The following is a 12233-nucleotide window of genomic DNA, read 5'->3' as shown; positions in this document are numbered from 1 at the left end:
CTACTCCACTTGCCACGATTGTCAATACCTGCTTCTTCTTGCGGTGACTAATTACGAGTTTCCTTCGGGGGTAAGCCAAGCTGTATGTAGACAAATCATTTTTGTCTTAAAGGTTTTATAGAAACTCGAATCACCCAGGATTACCCGACCCATGAAACTCTTCACGAAAACCTCTATCCTCACGGCCAGCGTTGTCTTATCTTCCCTTAGCCTCGGCATTGCTCCGGCCAACGCTGGAAGTATGTATAACGGCTGGAACTACACCATTGACTCGTTCAACGATGGTTACAACCTCGGAACTATCGGCGAAAATAGTAATTTTGAATTCTATGGCATGGCGTTAACTGAAGTTGACGACCAAGTGTATGTTGGAATCAATTCCAATCTGTCTTTAGACGGTGTGTCTTCTAGCTACGCGAGCGACAAACATATTGGTTATGGCGATTTGTTCTTTAACTTCTCGGGGGATAACGCCCAGCAAACCCAGGCTGACAGCAACTTCTTCGGCGTTCACTTCGCCACCAACAGCGACTCTGGCGCTCCCGAACTGGGCGTCTATACCAACGTTACCGGACGCAACGTCGCTAAAGCCAATAGCGGTTTCCGTCATCTCAAACACCATCGCAACAGCGTTAGCAACAAAGGCGGTAGCGCCTCTCTCGGCGATCTGAACCAGTACGGTGACGCCGACGCCTACTTCGGCAATGGCTACGATACCAATTACAGGTTGCCCAATTCGATCGCTTCGGGAACGAAAGCCGGCGATATCGCCCTGCTTGACGGGGCAGCCTTGAGTTCGGCTGGCTTAGATTTCGGTCATTTTGGCGCCAGTGGCAACCATACCTTCGGTTTCAGCTTCGATCGAGATCTGTTACCGGACGGCGACTTCATGGCACACTTGTTCGCAGAATGCCTCAACGACGGTGTGGTGATGGCGGGGAACTTGGCTCCTTATGAGGAAGAGCCTCCTACTGAAAGCGTTCCCGAACCGACTTCGGCGTTGGCGTTGTTAGTCGTCGGGGGTTTGGGTCTTCTCAAACGTCGCGAACAAGCTGCTTAGGTTCGTTTGACTGTTTTTGTGAACTTCTCGATTTCAGCTAGGAACCCGGTATCTCGACGATATCGGGTTTATCTCTTGCGAACTTAGCGATCGATCGATATCGGTTCGTCTGCTAACTCTACCAATCCGACGGAGTTCAACAACTCGAGCCAAGTCTCATCGACTTCTGTAGCGGTTTCGTCTCGGCGCAGTTCTACCAAAGTTTGGAGAGCATCGTACCAAACTCCGGTTTCTGCGTAGAGTTCTTGACGTTGTAGCGGCGTCGCCGTTTCTAGCGTCGCGGCGAACTCTGCACTCGGATTCAACCGTTTTACCCAGGCTTCGACCCAAATATCGGGTCCGTAACGGGTGGGATGTTCGGCGTCGCAAATGACGCGCAGGAACCAGGTATAGTTTCGATCGACTTGTAAGGGTTCGACTGGGTTTCCGGCGTCGTCTCGGGGCGGAAGGGGTAAGGGCAAAATTCCCGCGTTTTCGGGGGGTTCCAGGGTGGTGGCGTAAAGGTCACGATCGAACACCTCGGTTCCCGATTCGGTTTCGATAAACTCCCATTCCGTGACGACAAATTCGATCGCCGCCGTGTCGGGAAGTTCGGGTACGTAGACGAAAAAGGTGGGATAGCCTTGTAAGGTAATGCCGAAATCGCTTTCGGGTACTAACGGGGTTAGGGGGGTTGACGTTTCGTCGAGGTTTAAGTCGCACGCGCCTCGCGTGATGTCTAAAAGGGTTTCGTCGGGCGGTTGGAAATCCTCGGGTTCCAGAAGCCGCGTTCCGGCCCCTTCTAAGCGTCCGGGGGTTCCGCGATCGGGGGGTTGAAATTCTTCGGCTCTTATTGAGGATATCGAAAGCTCGATCGCTAAGGCGGCGATGGCGAGCGCAGATAGCGATCGACGGCTGAATTTGTAAAGGTTAATAGAGTGTTTGACGTTCTCCCCCGCCTGAAGGCGGGGGGATTCCTGGTTCGTCGATCCACCTTTAAATCTCCGCCAAGCCAACTTGCTGACTCGAACCCATTCCCCTTCAACTCTCCGACTGGATGTTTTTAAGACCATGGCTGAAGACCCCAGAGGTCCGATCTCCCCAGGCTTTACGTTTCCGTGCGCCCCACGGTACGTTAGAAAGCATTTGAGCAAATGCTCGACTTTTCGGGTCTCGCGACTCTTTTGAGTGCTTGCGTTTTTAAAGAGGTCTCTCGCACCTCAGCACCGGTGTCGCAATGGTCGTTAAAGACCCTTTACGGGCTGGGCTACCGACGAATCACCCGGCACCGGACTGACTTCAGTTTAGCATTCAAATGCCGCCCTAAAAGGGCGGGACTTGAAACCCTCAATCTTTGGTCATCGGACTTCACCCAGAGTTCTCTCGGGCTGCTCCTGAGTTTGATTCGATCGCCAATCGATCGAATTCCCTGAATTCGCCGAATTCTCGTCTAAGAGAGTTCGTCGCTGAAAATATCCAATTGTTCGGCCAACGACGGTTCGCCAACGTGGTACTTACCGTTTTTCTCCTTGACGCTTCCTTTGGAGGCGCCTTTTCGCAAGCCTACCGCAATTTTGCTGTGTTTTTCGATCTGTCCCATCACTTGGCGGGCGCGATCGATCACCGAAGAAGGTAACCCCGCCAACCGTCCGGCTTCGATCCCGTAAGATCGATCGGCACCGCCGGGACGGACTTGGTGCAGAAACACGATTTCGTTGGGGTATTCCTTCACCGTTACCTGATAGTTGGCGATGTTGGGCAAAATCGACGCCAGTTCGTTGAGTTCGTGGTAGTGGGTGGCGAAAATCGTCCGCGATCGCACCTCGGCGGCCAAATGTTCCGCCACCGCCCAGGCGATCGACAGTCCGTCAAAGGTGGCGGTTCCCCGTCCGATTTCGTCCAACAACACCAAGGAGTTAGACGTGGCGTGATTGAGAATGTTCGCCGTTTCGTTCATTTCCACCATAAAAGTGGACTGTCCCGTGGCCAAATCGTCCACCGCCCCGACGCGGGTAAAAATGCGATCGCAAATCCCCAGCGTCGCCGCTTCAGCGGGAACGAAACTTCCCGTTTGCGCCATCAATTGAATCAGCCCCACCTGTCGCAGATAGCAACTTTTCCCGCTGGCGTTGGGTCCGGTGAGGATAATCAAATCCGGTCGGTTTCCCGTCTCCTCACATCCTAGATATGCAGAGTTGGGAACGAAAAATCCGGGCGGAAGCGACTGTTCCACCACCGGATGACGGCCGTTTTCAATGGTAATTTCCCGCGACTCCACCACCTGCGGGCGACAATAGCCCTGTTCTGTGGCCAGTTCCGCCAAGCCGCACAGTACGTCTAAGGCCGCCACCGCCCTCGCCACGTGGCGCACGAGTTCGGCCCGTTCTCCCACTTCTGCCCGCAACTGCACGAACAGTTCGTATTCCAGGCGGTTGAGGTCTTCTTGGGCGGTGAGAATTCGCGCTTCTCGTTCCTTGAGATCGGGGGTGATGTAGCGTTCTTCGTTGGTGAGGGTTTGTTTGCGGATGTAGTGTTCCGGCGCCAGATCGCTTTTCGATCGCGGAATGCTGAGGTAGTACCCGAACGTCTTGTTAAATCCGACTTTCAGGTTCGAGATTCCGGTTCGTTCCCGTTCGCTGGTTTCCAAATTGGCAATCCACTGGCGATCGCCTCCCACCATTTCCCGCATTTCGTCCAGTTGCGGGTTGATTCCCGGTCTAATCAAATTCCCCTCTTTCAAGTGCAGCGGCGGCGCTTCTACGAGGTGGGCGTGGAGTTTGCGCCCCAAGGCTTCCAAGTCCGGCGACACCTTCTGAACGGCGCTCAGATAGGGAGATTTGCCTTTTTCGGCGAGTTCGGCCAGTTCGGGGAGTTTGACGATCGAATCGGCGATGGCCACCAAATCCCGCGCGTTGGCGGTTCCCGAACCGGCCCGTCCGGTGAGCCGTTCCAAGTCGTAAATTTGACGGAGTAAATATTGCAAGTCCTGGCGTAATGTGGGGTTTTCTACCAGTTCTTCAATGGTATCCTGTCGGGCGCGGATGCCCCGCACGCTCAGCAGTGGTTGTAACAGCCAGCGACGCAAGGCCCGCGATCCCATGGCCGTCCGGGTTTTGTCTAAGGCCCAGAGTAAGGAGCCGTAGCGGGTTCCGTCTCGCACGGTTTCGAGGATTTCCAGGTTGCGGCGCGTCTGGGAATCCAGTACCAGATAGTCGGCGATGGCGTAGGTTTTGAGCAGTTGCAGGGGAATTTTACGGGATTCTTGGTTGGCCCCGCTGCGGCGATCGGTAAAATCCTGCTCGAAGGTATTTTCTAAGTATTCCAGCAATCCGCCAGCGGCGCGAACCGCTAGGGGCAGTCGATCGCATCCCAACCCTTCCAGGGAGCGCAGCTGAAACCGCTGCAACAGCCGTTGTTTGCTTTCGGCGGAACTAAAGGGCTGTTGCGGCCGCAACGAGTAACAAAACTGTGTGGGGAGTTCTTTCGGTAACTCTTCGGAGGCTTCGCCGGGACGGATGAGACTCCCCGGATTGGGGGCGTTGGTGGGAATCAAGATTTCCGACGGTTGCAGTCGCAGCAATTCTTGCGCCAATTGTTCGAGATGCTGCGCAGCGGTGGTGTAAAACTCGCCTGTGGAGATGTCTGCGTAGGCCAACCCCCAGTTATTTTTCACGATGACGATCGCCGCCAAAAAGTTGTTGCGAGTGGCGTTGAGCATTCCGTCTTCGATGACGGTTCCGGGGGTGATAATCCGCGTGATTTGTCGTTCCACCATGCGCCGTTCCGAAGCCGCCGTCGCTGCGTCTTCGATTTGGTCGCACACGACCACGGCGAAGCCTTTTTCGACTAACATGGCTGAGTAGCGATCGAGGGCGTGGTGCGGCACTCCCGTCATGGGAACTCGACCGACCTTTTTTCCGCTGTCTTTACTGGTGAGAACTAGTTCCAGTTCCCGCGAGACGGTAATGGCATCCTGAAAAAAGCACTCGAAGAAGTCGCCGACGCGATACAACACCACCGCGTTAGGATGGTCTTCTTTCGTCTGAACGTAATGTTGCATCATCGGCGTGAGGTCTTCCCGATTCACTTGCCGATAGTCTGCGTTGGGGATTTGGCTGTCGAGGCTTTTTCGGGGGTCGGGTCGCGCGGATGCACTCATCGAGTTTTCTCGGTTGGCAGTGACGGAACAAGTTTCTAGTTTAATGGGTCGTTCGGGTCGCGGCCGAGACTTCTCAATGTTTCTCTAAGTTTGGGGGCGCGTCTGTGGGGGCGGCCATCGAGCATCCCCCAAAGCCGTTATCCAATGTTGCGACGGACTCTCTCTATTGATATAATTGAGAATCTATATCATTTAATGGGAGGGTTATATTTGACAAAAATTCCGGAATTTCTACGAATACTTACGCAAATGCAAGGTTTTTGGGGCTTGTGATTAGGGGTTTTCGCCGAGATTTATTGAAAAAATATTTTAATAAATTTGCGGAACAAGAGGTTCGATCGCCTCGTCCGTGGCGGCGGTACGTTCCGTTGGCGATCGCGCTGGGGGTGGGGTTGACGGCTTCTGTGGCGGGGGCGAAATTCGTGCGTCAGTGGGAACGCGATCGCGCCCGAGAACTGTTCGATCGACAAGCGGATGCAGTGACGTTTGCTTTGCAACAACAGGTGGATGGGGCGACGCAACTCGTAGGCGCTCTCAATGCCTTCTATAGTACCTCAGAGGCGTTGACGGACGAAGGATTCGCGCAATTTTCCCAACAGTTACTCGTGGGTTATCCGCAAAACTTTCATCTAGGCTGGGCGCAGTGGCGGGAGAACGAGGCCGCAGCCAAGGCCTGTTTTGCAGAAATCTCGTCGTTTCAAGCTGAGAGGGAACCACTGGCGATCGCAGCCATCGAACCGGCTGAGAACTCCACGACTTGGCTCGATTGCGATCTGGCGCCGTTGTTGGACTCAGGGAAAACTCAGTTGGTACAACGACTGTCGATCGAGCCGTCTGTAACGCTTCCCGAGGGTGAGGTGGGTTTTCTATTTTACCAACCCGTGAAGGGGAGAGAGTCCCCCAGTGGCGTAGTTTTCGCCCTGTACCCGAAATCGGACTTTTTCCGAACCGCCCTCGCCAGTCTCAACCTGCGAGATCTCGATATTTACCTGTACGATTTATCGGTCGATCGTCTCGATTCCCAACTCCAAAAACCCAGTCTCGATTCCCGGGAGGGTTTTTTGATGGGATATGCGGCGAAAGAACGCCAACTGTTCGATCGCGTCTCCAATCCACCGCCTCCGCGAAAACCCTTAGAATCCTACTGGAACCCGCGACGCCCTCAGAGGGAAGAAGAAGCGGGCTATCCCCTCCCGGAAACTTGTCCTTACAGCAGCGATCGAACCGCCTGTATGCGATCGCTCAACGTGGCCGATCGCGAATGGACGATTCTCGTCGTCCCGAATTCCTCTTGGAATCGCGTTCCTTGGGCGTCTTTGGCGACCTTGGCCATCGGAAGTTTGGGAACCAGCGTTTTAGTCGTCTATTTGTGGATGTCGATTCGGCGAACCCTCCATACCGAAGCCCTCGCCCGAGAACTCCGCAAAACCAACACCGCCTATCGCGTTTCCGAAGCCCGAACCCGCGATCGCGCCAAACGACTCGAACAAACCCTGCAACAACTACACCAGACCCAAGCCCAACTGATTCAAAGCGAAAAAATGTCCAGTTTGGGGATGATGGTGGCGGGAATCGCACACGAAATCAACAATCCCGTCAATTTCATTTACGGGAATCTCGTCCATCTGCAAGATTACAGCGAAACTCTGCTGTCGTTAGTGTTCGCCTACCGACATCACGTCCCCAATCCGCCTCTTGAAATCCTTCAGTTACTCGAAGACGAAGAGTTGGCGTTCGCCATTGAAGATCTTCCCAAAGTTCTCGATTCGATGAAGATGGGAACCGAGCGCATTCGCGATGTGGTTCGATCGCTGCGAACCTTTTCTCGCCTGGACGAAGCGGAGTTCAAAGCTGTCGACATTCACGAAGGACTCGACAGTACTTTGGCGATTTTGCAACACCGCCTCAATCCCTGCGGCGATCGACCTCAAATCCACGTGATTCAAAATTACGGCCATCTCCCCCTCGTTGAATGTTATCCAGGTCAACTGAACCAGGTTTTTTTGAACCTCCTTACCAACGCCATCGACGCCATCGACGAACGCGATCGCCATTGTACTGATGAAGAACGAGGAACTCAGCCCCCGACGATTTGTATCGACACCGAACTCGAGGGGAGCGATCGGGTGGTGATTCGTATTTCCGACAACGGAATCGGGATTCCCGATTCTGCTAAACCGAAGCTGTTCGATCCCTTTTTCACGACGAAACCCGTCGGACAGGGGACGGGTTTGGGACTGGCGGTGAGTTATCAAATTGTGGAACAAAACCACCGAGGTCACTTGTCTTATACGACGGGTTTCGGTGAGGGAACGCAGTTTAAGATTTGTCTTCCCCTATATTTGTCTCGGGTGGAGTCGTCACCCAACAGCGGTACTCACCGGGTTTTGTCCGACGCCAACTGTTAAGGTTCCACTTTGACGCTTTCACTTCATGCTTCCACCTTCACCCCACGCCAAAAGGCGATGTACCCCTCGAAATGCTTCGCTTTGGCTTTGGCTTCGGGGTAGTACCAGGCGGCGTCGGGGTTCTGTTCGCCGTTGACTTCGAGGGTGTAGTAACTGGCGACGCCTTTCCAGGGACAGGAAGTGTGAGTGTCGCTGGGCTTGAAATATTCGGATTTAATCGAATCTGGGGGAAAGTAGTAGTTTCCCTCGACTCGTTCGCAGTTTTCACTTTCGGCGACGACGACGCCGTTCCAGATGGCTTTGGGCATAGAATTATCCTTTCGATCGCGTTCGATCGTATTCTAGTAGCAGCAATTCCAATGCTGCTGAAAATTGCCGGAAACCGCCCTAGAAACCTTGTATTTCTCATGGAGCAGTCTCGAAACGCTGAAGAACGCCAGTCGATGTTGTACTTCCAATACCATTCTTCTCCGGACGATAACCCTGATGCTACGTCCGTTCAAGGAGTGATTAAGGAGGAAGACGACGGAACCTTCCTGTTGCTGGATTGGCTGCGCCGGGACAAGGATAACTCGAATACGCTGCGAGTGCGGGATTCGGTGGTGATGAGACTCCCTTCTCCCGACGCGACGCCGCCGACGGTGGAGGTATCGCCCCAAGCGTCTCCATCGCCTCCCCCATCTCGACGATCGCGCCGAAACTCTCGAAATTCTACGTCGGCGAAATCGCGGAAGTCGGGGAATCGATCGAGTGTCGGTTCGAGTGTCGGTTCTGAAAAGGATTCCCTGTTTTCGACGGGTTTAGCGGTGGGATTGGGTGTGAATTTGTTGGCCTTGTTAGCGGGGGCTTATTTGCTTCGCTTTGCCTCGCCTGCGGGAGATTTACAGGTGTTACAACAGGCCGACGATCGCCTCGATCGCGGTCAGTTTTCTGAGGCGATCGCCCTGGCGGAAAGCATTCCCCCCGACAGCGACGCTTACGAGGACGCACAGGCGCAAATTGCCCAGTGGCGACGGCTTTGGCAAGCTGCTACGGCGAAAGCTGAAGCGATTGAAGCGGCGTTTGAGAGGGGACAGTGGCAGCGGGTACTGTTGTTGTCGGAAGATCTTCCCGAATTTGAGGAGTTGCGCGATCGCATCTCTCCTGTCGTCGAACAAGCTCAAGCGCGTTTGGACGCCGAAGCTTACGAATGGTTACAAGTGGCGTTCGATCGCGGGCGCGATCGCGATTTTCACGGGGCGTTACAGGCGCTCGATCGCGTCCCCAAAGGCAGTTCTCTGTACGATCGCGTAGCGTCGAAAACTGCCGAATACCGCCAAAAACGGGACGTTCGCGCGGCTTGGCTGCTTCAGCAAGCCTTCGATCGCGCGGCGGCGAAAGACTTTTCTACCGCACTGACCTATTTACAGCAAATTCCCCCAGGAACTCCCGCTTACGAACAAGTCGCGCCGAAATTGGCACAATACCAACGCCAACGCAACCTTCGCGCCACCTGGCTGCTACAAAAAGCCTTTGATTTAGCAGTCAACCAACAGTTCGAGGCGGCTTTAAGTTATTTAAAACGCATTCCCAGCGGTACGGAAGTTTACGAAATCGCTCAGGCGAAAATCACAGAATATCAATTGTTGCGCTAGAGTCTAGGTGTTGAGGTGATGATGAGAGGATGGGATTTGGAGATGACCGGATGACGTACTATTCTCTCCTCACCTCCTCACCGCCTCACCTCTTCCTCACCTCATCACCGGAAAAATGCAATTCGCGCCGTTGTATCCGCTTCTGTATCGCGTTCTCGCGCCGAGGTTTCCGAGTTGTTTGTGGTCGATCGATAGTTCGGAACCGGTGGTGGCGTTGACCTTCGATGACGGACCGCACCCGGAACATACGCTGCAAGTTCTCGAAGTTTTGGAAAAATTCGGGATCGTGGCTAGTTTCTTTAGCTTGGGGAGTTGCGTTCGTCGCTATCCCGATATCGCCAAAGCCGTGTTCGATGGCGGTCACTGGATGGGTTTACATGGCGACACCCATCGATCGTTTCCTCGTTTGACCCTCGAGGAATTACGACTCAGTTTGGAGTGCAATCAACTCGCCATCGCCGAGGCCATCGATCGACCCCTTTCTTGGGTGCAGCATCGCGTCCGCGACGTGCGACCCCCCAACGGTCTGTTTACGCCGCCAACTCTGGCTTCTCTGCATCGTTGGAACTACCGTCCGGTCATGTGGAGTGTGGTTCCCGAGGATTGGGTACGACCGGGCGTCGAGAAGGTGGTCGATCGGGTTTTGCGTCAAGTTCGCCCCGGTTCCCTGGTGGTCTTGCACGATGGCGCTTTTGGAGGAGAAGACGCCGCCGACACGGCGCGATCGATTATCGAAGAATTGCATCGGCGAACGTATCGATTTGTTACTATCGACTGGCTATGGCAATTTAAACTCTGCCAACCTAGTGGCTAGACCCAGAAAGTTGCGTTAACTTACACTTAAGGGCTGCCAAGGAGCGAGTTGCCTTTCCCTTACGATCTCGTACATATTTCAAACTTGCCAAATCGAAGGATATTGCTAACATGGAACGGCGAATCTCGCTCGATATCCATCAGGGGAAGTTCAATCCATGTTCGATCGAACGTTTTTAGTGAAAACGGCTACAATCGGAAAGGCATTTTTCCCCTCTCAGTGTGAGGCGATTTCGGATAGGTCTAAGCCGAGGGAAACTTTGACTCGAAGACCGGGAGTCGATCGCACTTGAGAAAACTTGAGTTAAGCTAAGAAAGCTTTTTTACTCAACAGCTTGATCGCCGATACGAGGCATCACCTGAGATCGCGCGAATTAACGCAACTTCAATTGCATCAGTTGAATCACACGAACATGAGGAACGCGGCATGACCCAGGCTAACAACGTACTTGCTATCAAACAAAACACAATCGCCAGTGTTGACCAGCCTGAGAACGAAATCGACCTGCTCATGCAAGATGAGGTCCGACCGGACGAAGTTCTCGAAACCTCGGACTCGGATTCGGATTCGGATTCTGACGAGTACGTGGAACCCGAAGCAGCAGTGCAGGGAGCCAAGCCGGGAAAAACGCGATCGAAGCGTAAAACTCAGGCGAAAAAGAAACATTACACCGAAGATTCGATTCGTCTTTACCTGCAAGAAATCGGACGAATTCGTTTGCTTCGCGCTGACGAGGAAATCGAACTGGCGCGTCTGATCGAAGATTTACTCTATCTAGAATCTCTTCAAGCTCGTTTCGAGGAAGAAACGGGAGACTTACCGACGGCTCAAGAATGGGCGAAACTGGCGTGGTTGGGAGACCCCATCCGCGAACAACACTTAGAAGAGCAAGGGACGAAACCCGATACGGATAAATACGTCTGGCCGGCGGTACGGGAGAAACTCGACGATCCCGAAACCGAGAAAGCCTGGACGTCGCAAAGCCGTAAAGTTTGTTCGTCTTTCCGCTCTCGCCTGTATAAAGACCGTCGCGCGAAAGATAAAATGGTTCAGTCGAACCTGCGTTTGGTGGTGTCGATCGCCAAAAAATACATGAATCGCGGCTTATCCTTCCAAGACCTGATTCAAGAAGGAAGTTTGGGACTGATTCGCGCGGCGGAAAAATTCGATCACGAAAAAGGCTATAAGTTCTCGACTTACGCCACTTGGTGGATTCGACAAGCCATTACTCGCGCCATCGCCGATCAGTCGAGAACGATTCGCCTCCCGGTTCACCTGTACGAAACCATTTCCCGCATTAAGAAAACGACGAAGCTGTTGTCTCAGGAAATGGGACGCAAGCCGACGGAAGAGGAAATCGCCACTCGTATGGAAATGACCATCGAGAAGCTGCGGTTTATCGCCAAATCCGCTCAACTTCCTATCTCCCTCGAAACGCCTATCGGGAAGGAAGAGGATTCTCGTTTGGGGGATTTCATTGAATCCGACGGCGAAACCCCTGAAGATCAGGTGTCGAAAAGCTTGCTTCGGGAGGATTTGGAAAGCGTTCTCGATACTCTCAGCCCCCGAGAACGGGACGTTCTGCGCCTCCGTTACGGTTTGGACGACGGACGCATGAAAACTCTCGAGGAAATCGGTCAGATTTTCAATGTGACTCGGGAACGGATTCGTCAAATCGAAGCCAAAGCTCTTCGCAAGTTGCGCCATCCCAACCGCAACAGCATCCTGAAAGAATATATTCGGTAATTTCTCAATTTTTATCCCGCAGCTCGCTTAAATCGACGATTATCGGGATTTATAAACTACGGTTGCGTCAGTGGTTTTTCTCTCCGTCGAGAGGAAAATGCTGGCGCGATTGTTGGTTTTGGGCGAATTTTGAAGGGCTTTGGCGGGAGAGAGCCTGTTTTAAGTGGGGTCGATCGATACAAGTTCTGTGTTTTTTCGAGTTGAAAGTCGCCGTAAACATACGGAATAAAGCTACGTGAAATTACGTAACTTTTTGAGACGAATTGATGCGATCGATAGCATTTTTTTGGTTTTTTTTAAGACTTTGTAAAAGCTTTGTAAAAGCTTGTTAAATTAAGGGGGTTAAATTTTTGACGATTATTTTATTTTTTGAGGCAAAATCAACCTTCAACAATAGTCTGCCGAAATTATTGACTAAAAAATCAACTTACTA

The 12233-nt window shown here is 52.9% G+C and carries 8 protein-coding genes; 5 read left to right on the top strand and 3 right to left on the bottom strand.

The window, feature by feature from the left end:
* Positions 1-151 precede the first annotated feature (151 nt).
* Positions 152-1060 (top strand): XDD3 family exosortase-dependent surface protein, encoded by a 909-nt coding sequence (locus ACP5D4_RS13670; protein ID WP_428012174.1) that lies wholly within the window; start codon positions 152-154, stop codon positions 1058-1060.
* Positions 1061-1143: 83 nt separating this feature from the next.
* Here ACP5D4_RS13670 and ACP5D4_RS13665 read toward each other — a convergent pair whose 3' ends face one another.
* Both ACP5D4_RS13665 and mutS read right to left on the bottom strand, forming a co-directional pair.
* Positions 1144-2112 carry a DUF928 domain-containing protein gene (locus ACP5D4_RS13665; protein ID WP_428012173.1) on the bottom strand — a complete coding sequence of 323 codons (969 nt, stop codon included), beginning with the start codon at positions 2110-2112 and terminating at the stop codon, positions 1144-1146.
* Between the two features lie 377 nt (positions 2113-2489).
* Positions 2490-5198, bottom strand: a complete 2709-nt coding sequence (gene mutS, locus ACP5D4_RS13660; RefSeq protein WP_428012172.1) for a DNA mismatch repair protein MutS — start codon at positions 5196-5198, stop codon at positions 2490-2492.
* Between the two features lie 296 nt (positions 5199-5494).
* On the opposite strand from mutS, the gene ACP5D4_RS13655 reads away from it, so the two are divergent.
* Positions 5495-7606, top strand: a complete 2112-nt coding sequence (locus tag ACP5D4_RS13655) for an ATP-binding protein (RefSeq protein WP_428012171.1) — start codon at positions 5495-5497, stop codon at positions 7604-7606.
* Positions 7607-7629: 23 nt separating this feature from the next.
* Here ACP5D4_RS13655 and ACP5D4_RS13650 read toward each other — a convergent pair whose 3' ends face one another.
* Positions 7630-7914, bottom strand: a complete 285-nt coding sequence (locus ACP5D4_RS13650; protein WP_428012170.1) for a DUF427 domain-containing protein — start codon at positions 7912-7914, stop codon at positions 7630-7632.
* Positions 7915-8013: 99 nt separating this feature from the next.
* Between ACP5D4_RS13650 and ACP5D4_RS13645 the strand changes: the two genes are divergently transcribed.
* The 3 genes from ACP5D4_RS13645 to rpoD all read left to right on the top strand — a co-directional run bounded on the left by ACP5D4_RS13645 (position 8014) and on the right by rpoD (position 11800).
* Positions 8014-9240 (top strand): hypothetical protein, encoded by a 1227-nt coding sequence (locus ACP5D4_RS13645; protein ID WP_428012169.1) that lies wholly within the window; start codon positions 8014-8016, stop codon positions 9238-9240.
* Between the two features lie 115 nt (positions 9241-9355).
* A complete protein-coding gene (locus ACP5D4_RS13640; RefSeq protein ID WP_428012168.1) occupies positions 9356-10054 on the top strand; it encodes a polysaccharide deacetylase family protein in 699 nt (232 codons plus the stop codon).
* 510 nt (positions 10055-10564) lie between these two features.
* Positions 10565-11800 (top strand): RNA polymerase sigma factor RpoD, encoded by a 1236-nt coding sequence (rpoD, locus tag ACP5D4_RS13635; RefSeq protein WP_428012167.1) that lies wholly within the window; start codon positions 10565-10567, stop codon positions 11798-11800.
* The last annotated feature ends 433 nt before the right edge of the window (positions 11801-12233 follow it).

The organism is Baaleninema sp. (assembly GCF_049974805.1).
Classification (GTDB): Bacteria; Cyanobacteriota; Cyanobacteriia; order Cyanobacteriales; family Geitlerinemataceae; genus Baaleninema.
This window is presented reverse-complemented; position numbering and strand designations above follow the sequence as displayed.

Excerpts from the sequence above, each read along its gene's own strand:
- ACP5D4_RS13670 (WP_428012174.1), top strand. The coding sequence starts at position 152 with ATGAAACTCTTCACGAAAACCTCTATCCTCACGGCCAGCGTTGTCTTA.
- ACP5D4_RS13665 (WP_428012173.1), bottom strand. The coding sequence starts at position 2,112 with ATGGTCTTAAAAACATCCAGTCGGAGAGTTGAAGGGGAATGGGTTCGA.
- mutS (WP_428012172.1), bottom strand. The coding sequence starts at position 5,198 with ATGAGTGCATCCGCGCGACCCGACCCCCGAAAAAGCCTCGACAGCCAA.
- ACP5D4_RS13650 (WP_428012170.1), bottom strand. The coding sequence starts at position 7,914 with ATGCCCAAAGCCATCTGGAACGGCGTCGTCGTCGCCGAAAGTGAAAAC.
- ACP5D4_RS13645 (WP_428012169.1), top strand. The coding sequence starts at position 8,014 with ATGGAGCAGTCTCGAAACGCTGAAGAACGCCAGTCGATGTTGTACTTC.
- ACP5D4_RS13640 (WP_428012168.1), top strand. The coding sequence starts at position 9,356 with ATGCAATTCGCGCCGTTGTATCCGCTTCTGTATCGCGTTCTCGCGCCG.
- rpoD (WP_428012167.1), top strand. The coding sequence starts at position 10,565 with ATGCAAGATGAGGTCCGACCGGACGAAGTTCTCGAAACCTCGGACTCG.